The organism is Mycobacterium sp. C31M, from assembly GCF_053345865.1.
Window position 1 is genome coordinate 101,192 of record NZ_JBKFAX010000019.1, and the last position, 21,010, is coordinate 122,201.

Annotated in this window: 22 protein-coding genes; 13 read left to right on the forward strand and 9 right to left on the reverse strand. The window is 67.0% G+C overall.

What is annotated here, in order from left to right:
* Window positions 1-5: 5 nt before the first annotated feature.
* From secD to ACLBYA_RS25630, 6 genes are read left to right on the forward strand one after another with little or no spacing between them, the layout of a single operon-like run.
* Window positions 6-1,790, forward strand: coding sequence for a protein translocase subunit SecD (secD, locus tag ACLBYA_RS25605; protein ID WP_447712270.1), 1,785 nt, complete (start codon window positions 6-8; stop codon window positions 1,788-1,790).
* 4 nt (window positions 1,791-1,794) lie between these two features.
* Complete coding sequence (gene secF, locus ACLBYA_RS25610) at window positions 1,795-3,027, forward strand: protein translocase subunit SecF (protein ID WP_447712271.1); 1,233 nt, start codon at window positions 1,795-1,797, stop codon at window positions 3,025-3,027.
* Complete coding sequence (locus ACLBYA_RS25615) at window positions 3,027-4,667, forward strand: ABC transporter substrate-binding protein (RefSeq protein WP_447712272.1); 1,641 nt, start codon at window positions 3,027-3,029, stop codon at window positions 4,665-4,667. Before secF ends, ACLBYA_RS25615 begins: the two co-directional genes overlap by 1 nt.
* Window positions 4,625-5,188 carry an adenine phosphoribosyltransferase gene (locus tag ACLBYA_RS25620; protein WP_447712273.1) on the forward strand — a complete coding sequence of 188 codons (564 nt, stop codon included), beginning with the start codon at window positions 4,625-4,627 and terminating at the stop codon, window positions 5,186-5,188. The genes ACLBYA_RS25615 and ACLBYA_RS25620 overlap by 43 nt, the downstream gene beginning before the upstream one ends.
* 40 nt (window positions 5,189-5,228) lie before the next feature.
* A complete protein-coding gene (locus ACLBYA_RS25625; RefSeq protein ID WP_447712274.1) occupies window positions 5,229-7,580 on the forward strand; it encodes a RelA/SpoT family protein in 2,352 nt (783 codons plus the stop codon).
* 15 nt (window positions 7,581-7,595) lie between these two features.
* On the forward strand, window positions 7,596-7,883 hold the full coding sequence (locus ACLBYA_RS25630) for a DUF4333 domain-containing protein (RefSeq protein WP_447712275.1): 288 nt from the start codon (window positions 7,596-7,598) through the stop codon (window positions 7,881-7,883).
* Between the two features lies 1 nt (window position 7,884).
* Here ACLBYA_RS25630 and ACLBYA_RS25635 read toward each other — a convergent pair whose 3' ends face one another.
* The 3 genes from ACLBYA_RS25635 to ACLBYA_RS25645 are packed head-to-tail and all read right to left on the reverse strand — an operon-like array spanning window position 7,885 to window position 10,046.
* Window positions 7,885-8,214: a DUF3592 domain-containing protein gene (locus ACLBYA_RS25635; protein WP_447712276.1), complete on the reverse strand. Its 330-nt coding sequence runs from the start codon at window positions 8,212-8,214 to the stop codon at window positions 7,885-7,887.
* Window positions 8,214-9,167, reverse strand: coding sequence for a peptidylprolyl isomerase (locus ACLBYA_RS25640; protein WP_447712277.1), 954 nt, complete (start codon window positions 9,165-9,167; stop codon window positions 8,214-8,216). The genes ACLBYA_RS25635 and ACLBYA_RS25640 overlap by 1 nt, the downstream gene beginning before the upstream one ends.
* A gap of 3 nt (window positions 9,168-9,170) precedes the next feature.
* Entirely contained in the window at window positions 9,171-10,046 is an 876-nt protein-coding gene (locus ACLBYA_RS25645; RefSeq protein WP_447712278.1) for a peptidylprolyl isomerase, read from the reverse strand.
* A gap of 120 nt (window positions 10,047-10,166) precedes the next feature.
* Here ACLBYA_RS25645 and ACLBYA_RS25650 point away from each other — a divergent pair, with 120 nt between their 5' ends.
* A complete protein-coding gene (locus ACLBYA_RS25650; protein WP_447712279.1) occupies window positions 10,167-10,835 on the forward strand; it encodes an MBL fold metallo-hydrolase in 669 nt (222 codons plus the stop codon).
* On the forward strand, window positions 10,832-12,091 hold the full coding sequence (gene hisS, locus ACLBYA_RS25655; protein WP_447712280.1) for a histidine--tRNA ligase: 1,260 nt from the start codon (window positions 10,832-10,834) through the stop codon (window positions 12,089-12,091). The genes ACLBYA_RS25650 and hisS overlap by 4 nt, the downstream gene beginning before the upstream one ends.
* Here the strand turns inward: hisS and ACLBYA_RS25660 are convergent.
* A complete protein-coding gene (locus ACLBYA_RS25660; RefSeq protein WP_447712281.1) occupies window positions 12,073-12,603 on the reverse strand; it encodes a hypothetical protein in 531 nt (176 codons plus the stop codon). The genes hisS and ACLBYA_RS25660 overlap by 19 nt on opposite strands.
* Before the next feature lie 22 nt (window positions 12,604-12,625).
* Here ACLBYA_RS25660 and dtd point away from each other — a divergent pair, with 22 nt between their 5' ends.
* Window positions 12,626-13,063, forward strand: coding sequence for a D-aminoacyl-tRNA deacylase (gene dtd, locus ACLBYA_RS25665; protein ID WP_447712282.1), 438 nt, complete (start codon window positions 12,626-12,628; stop codon window positions 13,061-13,063).
* A gap of 70 nt (window positions 13,064-13,133) precedes the next feature.
* The gene (locus ACLBYA_RS25670; protein WP_447712283.1) at window positions 13,134-13,490 is read left to right on the forward strand and encodes a ClpX C4-type zinc finger protein; all 357 of its coding nucleotides are present in this window, start codon (window positions 13,134-13,136) and stop codon (window positions 13,488-13,490) included.
* 99 nt (window positions 13,491-13,589) lie between these two features.
* Here the strand turns inward: ACLBYA_RS25670 and urtE are convergent, their stop codons facing one another.
* Genes urtE through urtA form a run of 5 tightly spaced genes read right to left on the reverse strand, consistent with a single transcriptional unit; the run spans window position 13,590 to window position 18,381 of the window.
* Entirely contained in the window at window positions 13,590-14,282 is a 693-nt protein-coding gene (gene urtE, locus ACLBYA_RS25675) for an urea ABC transporter ATP-binding subunit UrtE (protein WP_447712284.1), read from the reverse strand.
* Window positions 14,282-15,115, reverse strand: a complete 834-nt coding sequence (urtD, locus tag ACLBYA_RS25680) for an urea ABC transporter ATP-binding protein UrtD (RefSeq protein WP_447712285.1) — start codon at window positions 15,113-15,115, stop codon at window positions 14,282-14,284. Before urtD ends, urtE begins: the two co-directional genes overlap by 1 nt.
* Window positions 15,112-16,230 (reverse strand): urea ABC transporter permease subunit UrtC, encoded by a 1,119-nt coding sequence (gene urtC / locus ACLBYA_RS25685; protein ID WP_447712286.1) that lies wholly within the window; start codon window positions 16,228-16,230, stop codon window positions 15,112-15,114. Before urtC ends, urtD begins: the two co-directional genes overlap by 4 nt.
* Entirely contained in the window at window positions 16,227-17,111 is an 885-nt protein-coding gene (urtB, locus tag ACLBYA_RS25690; RefSeq protein WP_447712287.1) for an urea ABC transporter permease subunit UrtB, read from the reverse strand. The genes urtC and urtB overlap by 4 nt, the downstream gene beginning before the upstream one ends.
* Before the next feature lie 7 nt (window positions 17,112-17,118).
* Entirely contained in the window at window positions 17,119-18,381 is a 1,263-nt protein-coding gene (urtA, locus tag ACLBYA_RS25695; RefSeq protein WP_447712288.1) for an urea ABC transporter substrate-binding protein, read from the reverse strand.
* Between the two features lie 239 nt (window positions 18,382-18,620).
* On the opposite strand from urtA, the gene ACLBYA_RS25700 reads away from it, so the two are divergent.
* The 3 genes from ACLBYA_RS25700 to ACLBYA_RS25710 all read left to right on the forward strand — a co-directional run.
* On the forward strand, window positions 18,621-19,052 hold the full coding sequence (locus ACLBYA_RS25700; RefSeq protein ID WP_447712289.1) for a hypothetical protein: 432 nt from the start codon (window positions 18,621-18,623) through the stop codon (window positions 19,050-19,052).
* A 93-nt stretch (window positions 19,053-19,145) separates the two neighbouring features.
* A complete protein-coding gene (locus ACLBYA_RS25705) occupies window positions 19,146-20,189 on the forward strand; it encodes an Rv2578c family radical SAM protein (protein WP_447712290.1) in 1,044 nt (347 codons plus the stop codon).
* 35 nt (window positions 20,190-20,224) lie between these two features.
* On the forward strand, window positions 20,225-21,010 hold a 786-nt coding region (locus tag ACLBYA_RS25710; RefSeq protein WP_447712291.1), incomplete at its 3' end, for a DUF222 domain-containing protein.

A 21,010-nucleotide genomic window follows, 5' to 3' on the forward strand; every position in this document is an offset into this window, starting at 1 on the left:
GAACCGTGGCATCGTCTTCGGCGCCGGTCCACCCTGCCCGCTATCTGTCGCTCTTCCTGGCACTCCTCATCGGTGTCTATCTCCTGGTCTTCCTGACCGGCGACAAGAAGCCCGAGCCGAAGCTGGGTATCGACCTGCAGGGCGGCACCCGCGTCACCCTGACCGCACGCACCCCCGACGGCTCACAGCCCTCGCGTGAATCGCTGCTGCAGGCGCAGGAGATCATCAGCTCCCGCGTCGACGGTCTGGGTGTGTCCGGCTCGGAAGTGGTGATCGACGGCGACAACCTGGTGATCACCGTGCCCGGCAACGACGGCTCCGAAGCACGCAGCCTCGGCCAGACCGCGCGGCTCTACATCCGTCCGGTCATCCACGCGATGCCGGCCCAGCCGGCCGGCGAGCAGCCTGAGGGCGCCCCCGAGGGGGCGCCACCGGGCCTGCCACCGGGCGGCGAGATCCCCGGGATGCCACCCGGGATGGATCCCGGCTTGCTGCCGGGGATCGCACCCGCCGAACCCGAGGCTCCCGTCCGCACCCCCGGGCAGCCGGGTGACCCGGCCGCGCCGCCACCGGCCCAACCGCGGCCTTATCCGCTGGAACCGCCGCCGCCGGGACCCGCGCCGACCCCGGCGCCGGCACCCGCACCGGCCACCGAGGCTCCGGGCACCCCGGATGATGACGCCAGCTTGGCCCAGCGCATCGCCGACGAGAAGCAGCTGCGGCAGAGCACCGATCAGAGCATCCAGCTGCTCGCCCTGCAGTTCCAGGCGACCCGCTGCAACGAGGACGATGTGCTGGCGGGCAACGACGACCCGAACCTGCCGCTGGTCACCTGCTCGGTCGACCACAACACCGTCTACCTCCTGGACAAGTCGATCATGAGCGGCGAGGAGATCCAGACCGCCGGCTCCGGGTTGGATCAGCAGCGCGGCGATTACGTCGTCGATGTCGAGTTCAAGAGCGGTGGCTCGCAGATCTGGGCCGATTTCACCGCGGCCAACGTCGGCACCCAGACCGCCTTCACACTCGACTCGCAGGTGGTCAGCGCCCCGGAGATCCAGGAGGCGATCCCGGGCGGTCGCACCCAGATCACCGGGCAGTTCACCGACGCCTCGGCGCGTGAGCTGGCCAACGTCCTCAAGTACGGTTCGCTACCGCTGTCCTTTGAATCCTCCGAGGCCGAAACCGTCTCGGCCACCCTGGGTTTGAGCTCGCTGAACGCCGGCCTGATCGCCGGAGCCGTCGGTCTGGCGCTGGTGCTGCTGTACTCGCTGCTCTACTACCGGGTGCTCGGGTTGCTGACCGCGCTGTCGCTGATCCTGGCCGGGGCCATGGTCTACGCACTACTGGTGCTGCTCGGCAGATGGATCGGCTACACCCTGGACCTCGCGGGTATCGCCGGTCTGATCATCGGTATCGGCACCACGGCGGACTCGTTCGTGGTGTTCTTCGAACGCATCAAGGACGAGATCCGCGAGGGACGGTCCTTCCGGTCGGCGGTGCCGCGCGGTTGGGCCCGGGCCCGCAAGACAATCCTGTCCGGTAACGCCGTCACCTTCCTGGCCGCCGCGGTTCTCTACGTCCTGGCTGTCGGCCAGGTGAAGGGCTTCGCGTTCACGCTGGGGCTGACCACCATCCTCGACGTTCTTGTGGTGTTCCTGGTGACCTGGCCGCTTGTCTACCTGTCCTCTAAGTCCGCGACGCTGGCCAAACCGACGTTCAACGGTCTCGGGGCCGTCCAGCAGATCGCCCGCGAACGGCGTGCCGCGCCGACGACAGGACGGGGTTAGTCAGATGTCGGCCAAGCATTCCTCCGAAGAGACCGTGGCGTCCGGAACCGGGGCCTCCGCCCCCGCTGCGCAGCACGGCTTCTTCGTGCGCCTCTACACCGGAACCGGTGCCTTTGAGGTCATCGGTAAGCGCAAGCTCTGGTACGCGGTCAGCGGTGCCATCGTCGCGATCTCGCTGCTGGCGATGCTGCTGCGCGGTTTCACCTTCGGTATCGACTTCGAGGGCGGCACCAAGGTCTCGATGCCGGTGGACGGCGCCAAGGCGCAGGCCACCACCGAACAGGTCGAGACGGTCTACAGCGAGGCGATGGGGCAGGCGCCCGAGACGGTGGTCATCGTCGGCAACGGGCCGTCGGCAACCGTGCAGATCCGCACCGAGACGCTGAGCAACGAGGAGACCGAGAAGCTGCGGACGGCGCTGTTCGACGCGTTCGCACCCAAGGGCACCGACGGCCAGCCCAGTATCCAGGCCATCAGCGATTCCGCGGTGTCCTCGACCTGGGGTGGCCAGATCACCCAGAAGGCACTCATCGCGCTGGTGGTGTTCCTGGTGCTGGTCTCGATCTACATCACCGTGCGCTACGAGCGGTACATGGCGTTGGCCGCACTGGCGGCGATGTTCTTCGACCTGATCGTCACCGCCGGGGTGTACGCCCTGGTGGGCTTCGAGGTCACCCCGGCCACCGTGATCGGTCTGCTGACCATCCTGGGCTTCTCGATCTACGACACCGTCATCGTGTTCGACAAGGTTGAGGAGAACACCGAGGGTTTCGAGCACACCACCCGAAGAACCTTCGCCGAACAGGCCAACCTGGCGGTCAACCAGACCTTCATGCGCTCGATCAACACCAGTCTGATCTCGGCGCTGCCGATCATCGCGCTGATGGTGATCGCGGTGTGGCTGCTGGGTGTGGGCACCCTGCAGGACCTGGCGCTGGTGCAGCTGGTCGGTGTCCTGGTCGGAACCTACTCGTCGATCTACTTCGCCACCCCGCTGTTGGTGAGTCTGCGTGAGCGCACCGACATCGTGAAGTCGCACACCCGCAAGGTCATGCGCCGGCGGGCCGCGGTCGCGGCCAAGTCCGACGGCGCCGTCGAGCTCGATGAGTCCGAGGACGCCGTGGAGGAGAGCGCCGCCGCCGAGGTCACCGCCCCGGCCGGCCCGGCCCCGGACAAGCCTGCACCGGGGGCAAAGCCGTTGCGCCCCAACCGACCGTCGGGCAAACGGCGGACGTAATGCCTCGGGCGAGGATCCGGGCCGGTGCGGTGGCAGCTGTCGCCGCGGTGGCGCTGGCCGGCTGTTCGTCGGGCTCCGACGGCGTCATCGACTACGCCGTCGACGGCACGCTCAACAGCTACAACACCAACACCGTCAGCGGTGCCGCGTCCGGCGGACCACAGGCCTTCGCCCGCGTGCTGACCGGTTTCACCTACCGCGGTCCCGACGGTCAGACGGTCAGCGACCGCGATTACGGCACCGTCGCAGTGGTCGGCCGCGCGCCGCTGATCCTCGACTACGAGATCAATGCCGACGCGGTGTACTCCGACGGCAAACCCATCACCTGCGATGACATGGTGCTGACCTGGGCGGCGCAGTCCGGCCGGTTCCCCGCCTTCGATGCCGCCAGCTCGGCCGGCTACCGCGATATCGCCACGGTGGACTGTGTGCCCGGCCAGAAGAAGGCCCGGGTCACCTTTGCCCAGGACCGGGGGATCGTCGACTACGGCCAGCTGTTCGGTGCCACCTCGCTGATGCCCTCCCACGTGCTGGCCGACGAACTCGGCCTCGGTGAGGGCGGGGTCACCCGGGCCGTCCAGACCCCCGATCTCCCGGCGATGGACCGGATCGCCACCGCCTGGAACACCAGCTGGAATCTCGGGCCGGGCACCGATGTGAAGAAGCTGCCGTCCTCGGGTCCCTACAAGGTCGAATCGGTCACCGACGAGGGCGCGGTGGTGCTGGTCGCCAACGACAAGTGGTGGGGTGCGGCACCGGCCGCGCCGCGGGTGACGGTATGGGCGCGAGGCGCCGATATCCAGGACCGGATCAACAACGGGTCCTTCGACGTCGTCGACATCGCGGCCGGATCCTCGGGCACGCTGAACCTGCCGGCCGGGTACACGCGCACCGACAGCCCGTCGGCCGGGATCGAACAGCTCATCTTCTCGGCGCAGGGACCGATGGCCGCGCCGCCGAACCGCCGTGCCCTGTCGTTGTGCACACCGCGCGACACCATCGCCGGCAACGCCGGGGTGCCGGTGGCCAACGCCCGACTGTCGCCGACCGCCGAGGATGCCCTGTCTGCGGCCGAAGGTGCCGGGGAGGCAGGACAGTTCGCGGTCGCCAACATCGAGGGTGCTCGGCTGGCGCTGAACAACCAGCCGTTGGCCGTGCGGATCGGGTACCAGAGTCCCAACCCGCGACTGGCGGCCACCGTCGGGGCGATCGCCCAGGCGTGTGCCCCCGCGGGCATCACGATCACCGATGCCGCCGGTGCCGACGTCGGCCCACACAGCCTGCGCGACAACACCATCGACGTGCTGATCGCCAGCACCGGAGGTGCGGCGGGCAGCGGCTCGACCGGATCGCCCGCGCTGGACGCCTACGACCTGCACACCGGTAACGGCAACAACCTGTCCGGGTACAGCAACGAGCGCATCGACGGCATCATCGACGCACTGGTGGTCGCCGCGGATCCCAAGGAGCTCGCCAGGCTGCTCGGTGAGAGCGGACCGATCCTCTGGGCAGACGTTCCGACGCTGCCGCTGTACCGTCAGCAGCGCACCTTGCTGACCGCCAAGCAGGTGGGGGCGGTCAGCCCCAATCCGACCCGATGGGGAGCAGGCTGGAACATGGACAGGTGGACTCAGTCGTGAGTGATGCCGCGGCGCTCATCAAGCGGCTGACCCGGGAGGTGGACGACTTCCCGAGTCCCGGGGTCCAATTCAAGGATCTGACCCCGGTATTGGCCGACCCGCAGGGCCTGGCGGTGCTCACCGACGCGCTGGCCGAGGTCGCGCAGGAGGCCGAGTTGATCGCCGGTCTGGATGCCCGCGGGTTCCTGCTGGGTGCCGCGGTGGCACTGCGGCGCGGCACAGGAGTGCTGGCCGTCCGCAAGGGCGGCAAGCTGCCCCCGCCGGTGCACTCGGTGGCCTACGACCTGGAATACGGTTCGGCGACGTTGGAGGTGCCGGCCGACGGTATCGATCTGGCCGGCCGCAGTGTTCTGGTGATCGACGACGTGCTGGCGACCGGCGGGACACTTGGCGCGGCCGCGCAGGTGCTGACCAAGGCCGGCGCCCGGGTCATCGGTGCCGCGGTGGTGCTGGAGTTGGTGGGCCTGGGCGGACGCGCGGCGGTCCAGCCGCTGCCGGTAACGAGTCTCATCACAGGCTGAGGGATATTCTCGAAGTCCACACGATGGCGAGGAGGTGAACGTGGCTGACGACAGCGGCACCGGGCAGCAGGTCACCGGGCAGCAGGTACAGGTCTCGCCGCCGGGTGAGAACGCTGCCCCGGACACCTCGAAGATCAGCGCCTCCCGACGCGTACGGGCCCGTCTGGCGCGGCGGATGACCTCCCAGCGCAGCCTGGTCAACCCGGTGCTTGAGCCGCTGGTCGCGGTGCACCGCCAGTTCCATCCGAAGGCCGACCTGGCCATCCTGCAGCGCGCCTACGATGTCGCCGAACAGCGGCATGCTGATCAGCTGCGCCGCTCCGGTGACCCGTACATCACCCATCCGCTGGCGGTGGCGAACATTCTGGCCGAGCTCGGCATGGACACCACCACGTTGGTGGCCGCGCTGCTGCACGACACCGTCGAGGACACCGGCTACTCGCTGGACGAGCTGACAGGAGACTTCGGCAGCGAGGTCGGGCATCTGGTAGACGGGGTGACCAAACTCGACAAGGTCGCACTCGGTAGCGCGGCCGAGGGCGAGACCATCCGCAAGATGATCATCGCGATGGCGCGCGATCCGCGGGTGCTGGTGATCAAGGTCGCCGACCGCCTGCACAATATGCGCACCATGCGGTTCCTGCCGCCGGAGAAGCAGGCCCGCAAGGCCCGCGAAACCTTGGAAGTCATTGCGCCCCTTGCCCACCGGCTCGGCATGGCGACGGTGAAATGGGAGCTGGAGGATCTGTCCTTCGCGATCCTGCACCCGAAGCGGTACGAGGAGATCGTCCGGTTGGTGGCCGACCGGGCACCGTCGCGCGACACCTACCTGGCCCGGGTCCGCGCCGAGATCGGTTCCTCGCTGGCGGCCATGAAGATCAACGCCACCGTCGAGGGCCGGCCGAAGCACTACTGGTCGATCTACCAGAAGATGATTGTCAAGGGCCGCGACTTCGACGATATCCACGATCTGGTCGGTGTCCGGATCCTGTGCGATGACATGCGCGACTGTTATGCCGCTGTGGGCGTGGTGCATTCGCTGTGGCAGCCGATGGCCGGCAGGTTCAAGGACTACATCGCCCAGCCGCGCTTCGGGGTCTACCAGTCGCTGCACACCACCGTCATCGGACCGGAGGGCAAGCCGCTGGAGGTGCAGATCCGCACCACCGATATGCACGACACCGCGGAATTCGGTATCGCGGCGCACTGGCGGTACAAGGAGACCAAGGGCCGCAACGGGGTACCGGGCGGGCACACCGCGGCAGAGGTCGACGAGATGGCCTGGATGCGCCAGCTGCTCGACTGGCAGCGGGAGGCCGCCGACCCCGGCGAGTTCCTGGAGTCGTTGCGTTACGACCTTGCGGTGCAGGAGATCTTCGTGTTCACCCCGAAGGGTGACGTGGTGACACTGCCCACCGGGTCCACCCCGGTCGACTTCGCCTATGCCGTGCACACCGAGGTCGGGCACCGGTGTATCGGTGCCCGTGTCAACCATCGACTGGTGGCCCTGGAGCGCAAGCTCGAAAACGGGGACCAGGTCGAGGTTTTCACCTCGAAGGCCGCCAACGCCGGGCCATCGCGGGACTGGCAGACGTTCGTGGTCTCTCCGCGGGCGAAGGCCAAGATCCGGCAATGGTTCGCCAAGGAGCGTCGCGAGGAGGCGCTGGAGGCCGGCAAGGAAGCCATCGTCCGCGAGGTGCGCCGCGGCGGACTTCCCTTGCAGCGCTTGATGAGTGTGGACTCGATGTCCAACCTGGCCCGCGAACTGCACTACGCGGATGTGTCGGCGCTCTACACTGCGGTGGGGGAGGGACACACCTCGGCGCGGCACGTCGTGCAGCGGTTGCTGGCGCAATTCGGCGGTGACGAGGAGGCCGAGGACGAGATCGCCGAGCGGTCCACCCCGGCCACCATGCCGGTGCGTCAGCGCACCAGCGATGACGTCGGGGTGTCGGTGCCGGGTGCTGTCGGCGTGCTGACCAAGTTGGCCAAGTGCTGTACCCCGGTTCCCGGCGACACCATCATGGGTTTCGTTACCCGGGGCGGCGGGGTCAGTGTGCACCGCACCGACTGCACCAATGCCGAGTCGCTGCAGGAACAGTCCGAGCGGATCATCGAGGTGCACTGGGCGCCGTCGCCGTCGTCGGTGTTCCTGGTCGCCATCCAGGTCGAGGCGCTCGACCGGCACCGGTTGCTCTCCGATGTCACCCGGGTGCTGGCCGACGAGAAGGTCAACATCCTGTCCGCATCGGTGACCACCTCCAACGATCGGGTGGCCATCAGCCGGTTCACCTTCGAGATGGGCGACCCGAAGCATCTGGGCCATGTGCTGAACGTGGTGCGCAATGTGGAGGGCGTGTACGACGTGTACCGGGTGACCTCGGCGGCGTAGTGCCATACTTCGCGCATGCGTAAAGCCCTGGTGCTCGTCATCGCGTCGTTGGCACTGGTCGTCGGTGCGTGTGGGTCCACCATCAAGCCCGAGGGCGCCGCCAAGTCGGTCACCGACATGGTTTCCCGGGAGACCGGTTTCACGCCCAAGGACACCGCCTGCCCGGACGGGGTCAAGGCCGAGGTCGGCACCGAGTTCGACTGCACGTTCACCGGACCGGACGGCGATTACGTCGCCAATGTGAAGATCACCAAGGTCGACGGCGACGACGTGGAGTTCTACATCGAGTCCAAGCGCGCCTGACTCAGTCGACCACCAACGCCGTCCCGATCAGGACGGCCAGCACACCGGTGGCCGCGGCGGCCACGGTGAGGCCGTAGCCGGCGCGGGTCAGCACCGCGTCGGTGGGGTCGGCCGGATTGACGTACACCGTCACCACATCGGCCGGGTCGTCCGCGGCGCGGTCCCGGGTGTACGCAGTGCCGCGGAAGACGTATTCGTAGCACTGTCCGTCGGTCCGGATCCGACCGGGCACCGCCACATAGGTCCGCATCCGCCACACCCGTCGGGCCAGCGTGCCCGCGGCGATGAACGCGAACAGTCCCAGGATGAGCAGAAAGACGCCGGCGACCATCACTGCACGATCACGGACTCGATGGTGACCGGGGTAGCCGGCGCACCGTCGTCGCCACCGTCGGCCACGCCGTCGGCGGCGATCTCGTCCAGGATGTCCAACCCGCTGGGATCGATGCTGCCGAACACCGTGTAGGTCGGCGGCAGCTGTGAATCCTCGTAGACCAGGAAGAACTGGCTGCCGTTGGTGCCCGAGCCGGCGTTGGCCATCGCGAGGGTGCCGCGCGGGTACAGCACCGGGGCCCGGATGGCCGGGTCGGTCAGCCGGTACTGATTGGTCGGGTACTCGTTGGGGAACTGGTAGCCGGGCCCACCCTGGCCGGTGCCGGTCGGGTCACCGCACTGCAGGACGCCGAGGTCGGCGGCGGTGGTCAGCCGGTGGCAGTCGCTGCCGGTGAAGAACCCCTGGGCGGCCAGGCTGGCGAAATTGTTGACGGTGCAGGGCGCCTGCGCATTGTTGAGCTGGATGCCGATGCGTCCGCGGTCGGTGGTGATCTCGGCCTCGACGATCGCGGGCGTGGTGGGTACCCGGCCCATCCGGGGCGGGTCCACCGGCTTGCTCGCCGGCTCGGCGGTCTTGAGGTACTGGCAGTTGGATCCCAGCGTCGCCGGTGGTTTGAACTCCGGCAGCTCCTCGACCAGGCCCGGCTGCGCGGTGTAGCCGGGTGAGGACGGGTTGTAGTTGCGGATGTCCTCGACGACCGCCCGGGTGGCCACCACCGCGACGATGACCACCAGCACCCCGAGCACGGTCAGCAGGTAACCGAGCACCAGCCCCGCGATGGCCATCCCGCGGCCCTCGTCACCGCTGCGTTTGATCTGGTACAGCGAGATGTGGCCGAACACGATGCCCAGCGGTGCGATCAGGATGCCGCAGATCAGCGCCGCGATGGCCAGCGAGTTCGTCGGGCGTGCCGCCGGTGGTGGGTAGCCGTAGGGCGCCGGTGGATACATGGCTCAGTCCAGCTGGATGGTCTTCACCTGCACCTTGGTGGCGGGCTCGCCATCCTGACCGCCGCCTGCGACCCCGGCGCCGGCGATCTTGTCCAGTGTCGCCAAACCGGTCTCGTCGATGGTGCCGAACACGGTGTAGTTGGGCGGTAGCTGGGAGTCCTTGTAGACCAGGAAGAACTGGCTGCCGTTGGTGCCCGGGCCGGCGTTGGCCATGGCCAACGTGCCACGCGGGTACAGCACCGGGCTCTGCAGCGCCGGGTTGTCCGGCTGGTACTGGTTGGTCGGATACTCGTTGGCGAACTGGTAACCGGGGCCGCCGGTGCCCTGACCGGTCGGGTCACCGCACTGCAGCACCGACAGGCTGTCGCTGGTGGTCAGTCGGTGGCACACGGTGTCGTTGAAGTAGCCCTGGCCGGCGAGGCTGGCGAAGCTGTTGGTGGTGCAGGGGGCCTGCGCGTTGTTGAGCAGCAGGCCGATATTGCCCTGATCGGTCGCCATGCTGACGCTGATCTCGGGCTCGTCCATCGGGATGGCCCCGGTGCGCGGCGGGTTGTTGGGCTTGCTGGCGGCCGCGGCGGCCGGGTACTGGCAGTCCTGGCCCAGCCCCGCAGGCGCGACGAAGGCAGGCAGCTTGCCGTCCGCGGCGGGCTGCGGTGCGTTCGGGTCGGCGCTGGTGGTGGTCGATGCCGACGCGGTGGTGTCGGAATCCTTGTTCGTGATGACGACGGTCGCCACGACCGCGCCGATCACCACGATCACGCCGGTCGCCGAGGCGATGATCGTGAGCAGGCGCTGCCGCTTGGCCCGCGCTGCCCGTCGCTCGAGCTGCCGATCGAGCTTGCGCTTCGCGTTCGCCCGTCGCTGTTCGTTGGTCGGCACCGCCGCTGTCCTCCTCGTTCGCCGTGCACGTCGGCAACGAGTGTGCCAGGCGATTCTGAGTGCGGGCCGTGCGACCCGCGCGAGTAGGGCTGCCGAAACACGACGTGGGAAACTGGCCGGGTGTTCATCACCGGATTTCCGACGGGGGTGCTGGCGTGCAACTGCTACGTGCTGGCACCGCATGCCGGGGCCGACGCCGTCATCGTCGACCCCGGGCAGTCGGCGTCGGGCCGGTTGCAGCGCATCCTCGACGAACAGCGGTTGACCCCGGCGGCGGTGCTGCTGACACACGGCCATATCGATCACATCTGGTCGGCGCAGAAGGTGGCCGACCGCTACGGCTGCCCGGTGTACATCCATCCGGCGGACCGCATGATGCTGACTGATCCGGTCAAGGGGCTCGGCACCTCGGTGTTCTGGGGGACGCTGGCCCGGCTGACGCTGGGGGCGTTCTTCTCCGAGCCGCGCCAACTGGTCGAACTGCGCACCGACGGTGAGGTGCTCGACCTCGGGGCCATCCGGGTCACCGTCGACCACACACCCGGGCACACGCAGGGGTCGGTCTGCTTCCGGACACCCGCCGGGGTGTTCACCGGGGACACCCTGTTCCAGGGCTCGGTGGGGCGCACCGACCTGCCCGGCGGCAGCGGTAATGCGCTGCTGGATTCCATCCTGACAAAACTGTTGGTGCTCGACGACGCCACCGTGGTGCTACCTGGACACGGTCCGAGCAGCACCATCGGCATCGAACGACGTACCAACCCATTCCTCGAAGGTTTGAGACTTTGACTGATTTCAGGGCACCCAAGGGCGTGCCGGATTACCTGCCGCCCGACTCGGCCGCGTTCGTCGCGGTGCGCGACGGCCTGTTGGGCGCCGCGCGTCGTGCGGGTTACGGCGATGTCGAGCTGCCGATATTCGAGGACACCGCGCTGTTCGCCCGGGGTGTCGGCGAGTCCACCGATGTGGTCAGCAAGGAGATGTACACCTTCGCCGACCGCGGTGAGCGGTCGGTGACGCTGCGCCCGGAGGGCACCGCGGGCGTCATGCGTGCGGTCATCGAGCACGGTCTGGACCGCGGACAACTGCCGGTCAAACTGTGTTATTCGGGCCCGTTCTTCCGCTACGAACGCCCGCAGGCCGGTCGCTACCGGCAGCTGCAGCAGGTCGGCGTCGAGGCCATCGGTGTCGATGATCCCGCGCTGGATGCCGAGGTGATCGCCATCGCCGATGCGGGCTTCCGCTCACTGGGCCTGGATGGTTTCCGGCTGGAGATCACTTCGCTGGGCGATGACACGTGCCGTCCGCAGTACCGGGAACTGTTGCAGGACTTCCTGTTCAAGCTCGACCTCGATGAGGAGACCCGGCGCCGCGCGGAGATCAACCCGCTGCGGGTGCTCGACGACAAGCGCCCGGCCGTGCGTGAGATGACCGCCGACGCGCCGCTCATGCTCGATCACCTCTCCGAAGTGGCCAAGGCGCATTTCGACACCGTGCTCGCGCACCTGGACGCGCTGGCAGTGCCGTATGTGGTGAACCCGCGGATGGTCCGCGGACTGGACTACTACACCAAGACCACCTTCGAGTTCGTACACGACGGCCTGGGCGCGCAGTCCGGGATCGGTGGCGGCGGCCGCTACGACGGGCTGATGAGCCAGCTCGGCGGGCAGGATCTGTCCGGTATCGGGTTCGGCCTCGGTGTCGACCGCACGCTGCTGGCGCTGCGTGCCGAGGGCAAGTCTGTCGGAGCCCAGAACCGGGTGGACGTGTACGGCGTGCCGCTGGGGGAGACCGCCAAGCTGGAACTCGCCAAGCTGGCGGCGGCCCTGCGGGCCAATGGAATCCGGGTCGACCTGGCCTACGGTGACCGCAGCCTCAAGGCGTCCATGCGGGGTGCCGACCGTTCCGGGGCCGTGCTGGCGCTGGTGGCCGGTGACCGCGATATCGAGGCGGGCACCGTCGGGGTGAAGGATCTGGGCACCGGCGAGCAGGTCGATGTCGCCGTGGCGTCGGTGGTCGCCGAGGTTCAGTCCCGGCTCGGCTGAGCAGGCCCGAACACCGCGGCGGTCAGCGTGGCCTCCAGGTTGCCGATCCCACCGCCGAACGGGTTGCCGCGCTTGAGGATCTGGGTGCCGTGCGGTGTGGTGACAACCAGTTTGGGTGAGCTGGAGGTCAGCTGCATCCGACGGTGGATGCGGATGTGGTCCAGTGGTACCTGCCGTCCGGTGCCGTCTCGGTAGGTGCGACGCGCACGGTCGAATACCGCGATGGGCACGAACGTGTCCAACGGGGCGTGCCGGCGGCGACGGATCGACCGCACCATGACGAACAGTCCGATGCCGAGCAGTGTGCCGACCCCGAGGACGGCCGCCGCGACAGGAGTCGGTACGCCGCCGAGTAGCAGTGCGATGATGCCGAATCCGCCGCACACCAGCGTGCCGACGAGAAGGACGAAGGCCGTTGTCTCGGCGGCCCCGTTGCCGCGGTCGATGACGAGGATGTCGGGACCGTCCTCGGCGATCACCAGGCCGCCGTGGTCGGCGATGATGCGCGTCATGGACACACTCTAGGGTCGGGGCATGCGAGTTTTGGTGCAACGGGTCAGCGCGGCCCGGGTGGTCGTCGACGGCGCGACGGTGGGGGAGATCAACCCAGCCGGGCAGGGACTGCTGGCGCTGGTCGGCGTCACGCACACCGACTCGGTCGACATCGTCGAGAAGATGGCCGAAAAACTCTGGCGGCTACGCATTCTCGACGAGGAGCAGGCCGCCGCCGATGTAGGTGCGCCGATCCTGGTGGTCAGTCAGTTCACGTTGTACGCCAATACGGTCAAGGGGCGGCGGCCTTCCTGGAATGCCGCCGCCCCACGACCGGTCGCCGAACCCCTGATCGATCGGTTCGCCGATTGTTTACGTGCGCTGGGTGCACCGGTCAGCACTGGCGAGTTCGGTGCGCACATGCAGGTCGAACTCGTCAACGACGGACCGGTGACGGTACTGCTGGAGCTCGAAGCTTGATCCCCAAGCGTGTCAGGTCTATCCTGACACGTGCGTCAGGTTCGACCTGACGCTGGAAGGGGGATTTCCGGTGGGGAAGGCTGTATCGGCGACGATGTTCTGCTCCTTCTGCGGGAAGGAATCCCGAGAGGTGGCGAAGCTCATCAGCGGACCCGGGGTGTACATCTGCGACACATGCGTTGGGCTCTGTGTGGGCATACTGGAGGACCGGCGCAGTCCGGAGATGGCACCGTTGCGCGACCGCGAGGACTATTCCGACGACGAACTGCTCGACGAGATTCCACGGATCGCCGCGACGACAGCGAATGTCGAAGCGGATCTCCGCGCTCGCGTCAACGAACTCCGCGAGCGTGGCGTCGCATGGTCCAAAGTCGCTGCTGCGCTGGGGGTCACGCGTCAAACGGCATGGGAGCGGTTCACGCGGTAGTTGATGCGCGACAGGTGTGAATCCCCTGCGGCGACGCGCATGGTCTTCCGCAGAGGATTCACACTCGGCTTGTGTCAGAAAGCAGCGACGCCGGTGCCGTCAAATAGCCATCGCTGCGCGCACCTCGGCCTCGGAGGACGACCCTCCGGTGCCGCTGGAGGTCACCCGGCCGGCCTCCAGGATGTAGTACCGCTGCGAGGATTCCAGCGCAAAGCCGATGTGCTGTTCGACCAGCAGCACACCCATGTCACCGCGCTGGGTCAGGGCAGTGATCGCCTCCTCGATCTCGGCGACCACCGACGGCTGGATACCCTCGGTCGGCTCGTCCAGGATCAGGCATTTCGGAGTGGTGATCAGTGCCCGGGCGATCGCGAGCTGTTGGCGCTGGCCGCCCGAGAGCAGCCCGGCGCGCCGGGTCAGCAGCTCCTTGAGCGCCGGGAACAGGTCCAGTTGCTCATCGATCAGTGCTTTGCCGTTCTTGCGGCCGTCGGCGACCACCTGCAGATTCTCCGCGGTGGTGAGCTGACCGAAGGACTGCTGCCCCTGCGGCACATAGGCGATACCGCGCGCCACCCGCGCGCTCGGCCGCAGTTTGGTGATGTCCTCACCGTCGAACAACACCTTGCCCGCACTGCATTTGAGCAGGCCGACGGCGGCCCGCAGCAGCGTGGTCTTTCCCGCGCCGTTGTGACCCATCACCGCGGCCACACCGTCGGAGGGCACCTCGAGGTTGACCCCGTGGATGACCTCCGAACGGCCGTAGCCGCTGCGGACGTCGACGAGTTCGAGCATCAGGCTTCCTCTTTCAGTTCGTCGGGCACGCCCTCGGTACCTGCCGCCGCCGTGCCCAGGTAGACCTCCTGCACCTTCGGGTTGGCCTGTACCTCGGCCACCGAACCCTCGGCAATCACCTGGCCACGGGCCAGCACCGTCACTGATGTCGCGAAGGCACGCATGAAGTCCATATCGTGCTCGACGACCACGACGGTGCGTTCACCGCCGATGCGCCGCAACAGGTTTCCGGTCTCCTCGCGTTCTTCGTGGCTCATGCCGGCCACCGGTTCGTCGAGCAGTAGCACATCGGCGTTCTGTACCAGCAGCATGCCGATCTCCAGCCACTGCTTCTGACCGTGCGCCAGCACCCCGGCGGGCTTGTCCACCAGATCGGTCAAACCCGTTGTGTCCAGCGCTTCTTCGATTGACGGCAGGATGCCCGAGCGACGGCGCAGCAGTGACCACGCCGACCGGCCGGCTCCGGCCGCGATATCGAGGTTCTGCAGCACGGTGAGCTGCTCGAACACCGTCGCCGTCTGGAAGGTACGCCCGACGCCGTTGCGGGCGATCTGATGCACCTTCTTGCCCAGCAGTTCCACACCGGACTTGCTCACCGACCCGGTGGCCGATACCAGTCCGGTGATGGCATCGATCACCGTGGTCTTGCCGGCGCCGTTGGGGCCGATCAGGAAGCGCAGGTCGCCCTGGAACAACGTCAGGTCGACGTTCTGCACCGCCTTGAAGCCGTCGAAATCGACAGTGAGGCCCCGCACTTCGAGGTACTGGGTGCCCATGCCGACGTTGCCGCCGGCGGCGGGCTCCGGATGGTTCTCGGTCTGCACGTCGGTCATGTGGTGGCTCCGGCCTTCTCGGGCTCAGGGTCGGGATCAGGTTGCGCAACCGGTTTGGGTTCGTCGTCGGGCTTGCCCTTGCGCTTGCGGCGCAGGAACACCGCCAGACCGGCCAGGCCGGCGGGGAAGAACCCGACAACCAGGATGAACAGCAGGCCCTGCCCGTAGATCCAACCGGACGGGTACTGCTCGGAGAACAGCGTCTGCGCCCATGCCACGCCGATGGCCCCGAGTACCGGACCCAGCAGCGTCGTGCGTCCGCCGATGGCCACCCCGATGAGGAACGCGATGGAGGGCAGGATGCCCACCTGCGATGGGCTGATGAAGCCCACGATCGGGGCGAACAGCGCACCGGCGATGCTGGCGAACAGGGCGGCCGCGGTGTAGGCGACGACCTTGATGTTGGCGGGGTCGTAACCGAGGAAGCGGACCCGCTCCTCACCGTCGCGCACCGCCACCAGCAGTTCGCCGTACCGGCTCTGCATCAGCTGACGCACCACCGCGACGGCCACCAACAGGGTGCCTGCCGCGATGAAGTACAGCATCTGCTTGTTCGCCGGGTCGGCCAGCCGGAAGCCGAAGAACGTCCGGAAACCGTTGAGCCCATTGGATCCACCGAGACTCATCTGGCCGACCAGCAAGATCGCCAGAGCGGCCGCCAACGCCTGCGACAGGATCGCGAAATACGCGCCCTTGACCCGACGCTTGAACACACCGAGGCCGAGCGCGGCCGCGACACCCGTCGGGATCAGGATGATGCCCAGCAGCGTCACCAGCGGTGAGGCGAACGGTGCCCAGAAGCCCGGCAGTTCGCGGACACCCTGGATCTGCATGAAGTCGGGCACATCGTTGCCGGCGAGTTGGGCGTCGGCGATCTTCAGGTGCATGCCCATGATGTAGCCGCCGATACCGAAGAACACTCCCTGGCCCAGCACCAGCATGCCGCCGCGGCCCCAGGCCAGACCGATGCCGACCGCGACGATTGCGTAGCACAGGAACTGGCCGAGCAGGCCGAGTCGGAAGGTGGACAACGCCACCGGCGCCACACCGAACAGCAGTACCGCGGCCACGCCGAAGCCCGCCCAGGTCTGCCAACGTCCGAGGATCGTTTTCACACCAGACTCCTTGTCCGCACGGTGAACAGACCCTGCGGGCGAACCTGCAGGAAGATCACGATGATCACGAACAGAATCACCTTGGCCAGCGATGCCGTGGTGTTGTACTCGATCACCGAGTTCAGGAAGCCGATACCGAACGCGGCGATGACGGTGCCCTTGATCTGGCCCAGACCGCCGACCACGACCACCAGGAAGGCGTCGATCAGGTAGGCCTGACCGATCGTCGGGCTGGTGGAACCGATCAACGTCAGCGCCACACCGGCGACACCGGCCAGGCCTGACCCGATGAAGAACGTCGTGATATCGGTCTTGCGGGACGAGATACCGCTCGTCTCAGCAAGATCCCGGTTCTGCACCACCGCCCGGATCCGTCGACCCATGGGGCTGGCCTTGAGTGCGACCGCCAGCGCGGTGACACAGGCGATGGCCAGCACCAGGATGAAGATGCGGGTCTTGGGAACCACGGCGCCGAAGATCTCGAAACCGCCGGACAGCCAGGACGGCGCGACGACGTTGACGGCAGGTGCACCGAAGATGTCACGGGCCAACTGCTGCAACACAAGTCCGACACCGAAGGTCACCAGCAGCGTGTCCAGCGGGCGGTGATACATCCGCTGGATCAGGGTGACCTCCAACAGCACGCCGAACAGTCCGCCGATGATGAATCCGATGACCAGCGAGATCAGCAGGGACGCACCCGCATTGGAGACGATCTGCTGGACGACGAAGGTCGTGTAGCAGCCGGCCATGATGAACTCGCCGTGCGCCATGTTGATGACGCCCATCTGGCCGAACGTGAGTGAGAGACCGAGTGCAGCCAGCAACAGGATCGAGCCGAGGCTCAATCCTGTCGCCAGCTGTCCGACGAGGACATCCATGTGAGACCTAGCCGGACAGGCCGGCGGCCCACGGGTAGGACTTCAGGAACGGGTCCGGCTCGATCGGGCCGTCGGACTCCCAGACGGTGTAGATGAGGCCGTCGGGCTTGATCTCACCGATGCGCGCAGTCTTGGTGATGTGGTGGTTCTCGCCGTCGATGGTCACCAGACCCTCGGGGGCCTCGAACGTCACGCCGTCGGCGTTGTCCTGAATTGCCTTGACGTCGAACGACTGCGCCTTCTCGACGGTGTTCTTCCACAGGTAGACCGACACGTAGGCGGCCTCCATCGGGTCCGAGGTGGGCTTGTTCTCGCCATAGGCCTTCTTGTAGGCGGCGACGAACGTGTTGTTCACCGGGGTGTCGATGGTCTGGTAGTAGTTCCACGCGGTCAGCTGATCGGTGATGTTCTGGACACCGATACCGCCGACCTCTTCTTCGGCGATGGACACCGAGACGACCGGCATGGCCTGCGGGGTCAGGCCGACGTTCTTGTACTCGCGGAAGAAGGCGACGTTGGAATCGCCGTTGAGGGTGTTGAACACTGCGTCGGCATCGGCGGTGCGCACCTTGTTGACGATGGTGGAGAAGTCGGTCGAGCCGAGCGGGGTCAGGTCTTCGCCCTTGATCTCGATGCCGTTGGCTTCCGCGTACGCCTTGATGATTCGGTTCGCGGTCTGCGGGAACACGTAGTCGCTACCGACCAGGTAGAGCGACTTGACGCCCTTTTCCTTCAGGTAGTCCAGTGCGGGGACGATCTGCTGGTTGGTGGTGGCGCCGGTGTAGAAGATGTTGGGGGAGGACTCCAGGCCTTCGTACTGGACCGGGTAGTAGAGCAGCGAGTTGCTGTCCTCGAACACCGGCAGCATGGCCTTGCGACTCGACGAGGTCCAGCCACCGAACACCGCGGCGACGCAGTCGCTGCTGATCAGCTTCTGGGCCTTCTCGGCGAACACCGTGGGCTCCGAGGCGCCATCCTCACCGACCAGCTGGATCTGCTTGCCCATCACGCCACCTGCGGCGTTGATCTCGTCGACCGCCAGTTTGATCGAGTCACGGACCGTGACCTCGGAGATGGCCATGGTGCCCGACAGCGAGTTCAGCGAGCCGACCTTGATCGTGTCACCCGAGGTGTCGACGCAGGATGCCGCGCCGCTGCCGGCCTCGTCGGTGGCCTTGCTGCCACAGGCGGAGAGCAGCATCGACGCGGAGATCGCGACGCTTCCTGCTATCAGGAACGATCTCTTGGAGGTCGAGCGAGTAAGACGCATCTACGGCCTTTCGTTCGAGTTCTGCTGCATTAGCGGAACTTTCGGACCCGATTGGGTGTCGAATCGGCACGTTAGGGGCACTAGGTTACTGTGAAATTTCTCTATGTGACGAACAAATTAACCTGTTGCTCAATGTGTGTTTTCCGGTGATTTACGGGTACAAGGGCCCGCTGTCCGGGCCGATATGGGCCCTGTGTGGCCGTTGTAACGATCAGGTAGCGTCCGACGATGTGAAGGTCATGCGAAAAGCTACGAGCAAGGTCGGTGCAACTGTTGGTGCCGCTGTTGTGGCGGCGGGCGCGGTTCTCGCGCTCGGGCCGGCAACGGCTCATGCCGAGCCCGAGGGTCAGCTGGTGCGGTACACCTTGACCACCGGCGCGCCCTACCAGTTCCAGCTGTTCTACCTGACGGCGCAGCCGCCGAGCCTGGACGCCTTCAACGCCGACGCGTACGCCTACGCCAAGCGCGAGACCGTCACCGTCGTCCCCGGGGCGCCGTGGGTCTTCGAGACCACCCTGGCTGACCCGCAGTGGGCGATCCTGCAGGTGAGCAGCACCACCAAGGGTGGCGTCGGCGCACCGAACGCGCATTGCGAGATCGTCGCCGGCGATCAAGTCATCGCCGCGCAGGACAACCCGTACAGCCCCTGGTGCCAGGGCACCCAGTGGTGACTCAATAGTTGTTGAGCGAGAGCGCCGGCCCATTCGGGCCGGCGCTTTTTCGTGTCGCTTGACATTTACATCGAACAATTGTTCGATGATGACATGCGGTGGGATGGGCAGGGGGTGCGGGTCGACGACGGGGCACTGCCCGGTCTGGCGCGCCTCGGATTCGTCCGTAGTGTGCGCACGCCGGAGTTCGAGGGGATCACCTTCCACGAGATCCTCTGCAAGTCGGCTCTGAACAAGGTGCCGGATTCATCGATGTTGCCTTTTCGCTACACGGTCAACGGTTACCGCGGCTGTTCGCATGCCTGCCGCTACTGCTTTGCGCGGCCGACCCACGAATACCTGGATTTTGATCCCGGTGCCGACTTCGACTCGCAGGTCGTGGTGAAAACGAATGTCGCCGAGGTGCTTTCGCGTGAACTGTGCAGGCGCACGTGGACTCGCGAGACGGTGGCGCTGGGTACCAACACCGACCCGTATCAGCGGGCCGAGGGGCGCTACCGGTTGATGCCGGGCATCCTGGGCGCGCTGGCGGACTCGGGTACGCCGTTCTCGATCCTGACCAAGGGCACCATGATGCGCCGCGATCTGCCGCTGATCGCCGACGCGGCGCACGACGGCGCCGGCGCCAGCGTGTCGATCTCACTGGCGGTGGGGGATGTCGATCTGCAGAAGTCGCTTGAACCCGGCACCCCGTCGGTGGAGGCGCGGCTGGCGTTGATCTCGGCGGTGCGTGACGCGGGGCTGGACTGCCATGTGATGGTCGCGCCGGTGCTGCCGGGGCTGACCGATTCCGTCGAGCACCTCGACGAGCTGCTGCGCAGGATCGCTGAGGCCGGGGCGACCGGGGCCACGGTGTTCGGGCTGCACCTGCGCGGTTCTACGCGCGGCTGGTTCATGCAGTGGCTGGAGCGTGAACACCCCTCGCAGGTTTTCCTGTATCGGCGGTTGTACCGGCGTGGCGCGTACCTGCCGTCCGATTACCGCGATGAACTACGTACCCGGGTGGCCCCGCTGCTCACCCGGTACGGATTGACTGGGCGATCGGCTCGTGTCGCATTGTCGGCACCGCCGACGCCGGCCCGCGCCGGTGCCGTTTCCTCCGAAGTCACGGCACCGGCGCACCCCACCTTGTTCTGAGAGGCGTGTCACACCCGAATGGCATAATAGAACACATGTTCGAAACGTTGGGTTTGCGGGAGCTCAGTGATGAGGCGCTGGCCTCTGCGTTGTCGGCGGAGACGCAGGCCGAGGCTGCTGCTGCCGCGCGTCGTTTGGCGCTGGTCGCCGAGGTCACAGCCCGGCATTGCGATGACGAGGACGACACCTCGGCGCTCAAGCTCATCGATGGGTGGGCGTTGGCCAAGGCGCAGGTCTCGGCGGCCTGCAACCTGGGGCCGCAGGCCGCGAGCACCCAGATGCGCATCGGGGTCGCCCTGCGCGAACGGCTACCGCAGACCGCGGCGGTCTTCGCGTCGGGTGCGATCTCGGCGAAAGTGATCACTGCGATCACCTGGCGCACCCACCTGGTCACCGACCCCGACGCCCTGGCCCGCATCGATACCGGGATCGCCGAGAACGCCCACCAGTTCGGCGCCTTATCGGAGGAGGGGTTGATCCGGGCCGTCGACTACTGGGTGCACCGGTTCGATCCGCTGGCCGTCATCCGGTCCAAGGCCGCAGCCAAGGACCGCTACCTCGAATTCGGCGACAAGGACGACCCCGACGGTGTCGTGTCATTTTGGGGTCGCATGCGCAGCACCGACGCCAAGCTCACCGACGCGCGCGCCGACCAGTTGGCCGACAGTGTCTGCGCAGACGACCCGCGGACCAAACGGGAACGCCGCGCCGATGCGCTCGCCGCGGCCATGGCCGGCGCTGACCGGTTGACGTGTCTGTGCGGCAACACCGACTGCCCGGGATCCGGGAACGATCCACGCGCCGGTGCGGTCACCATCTAT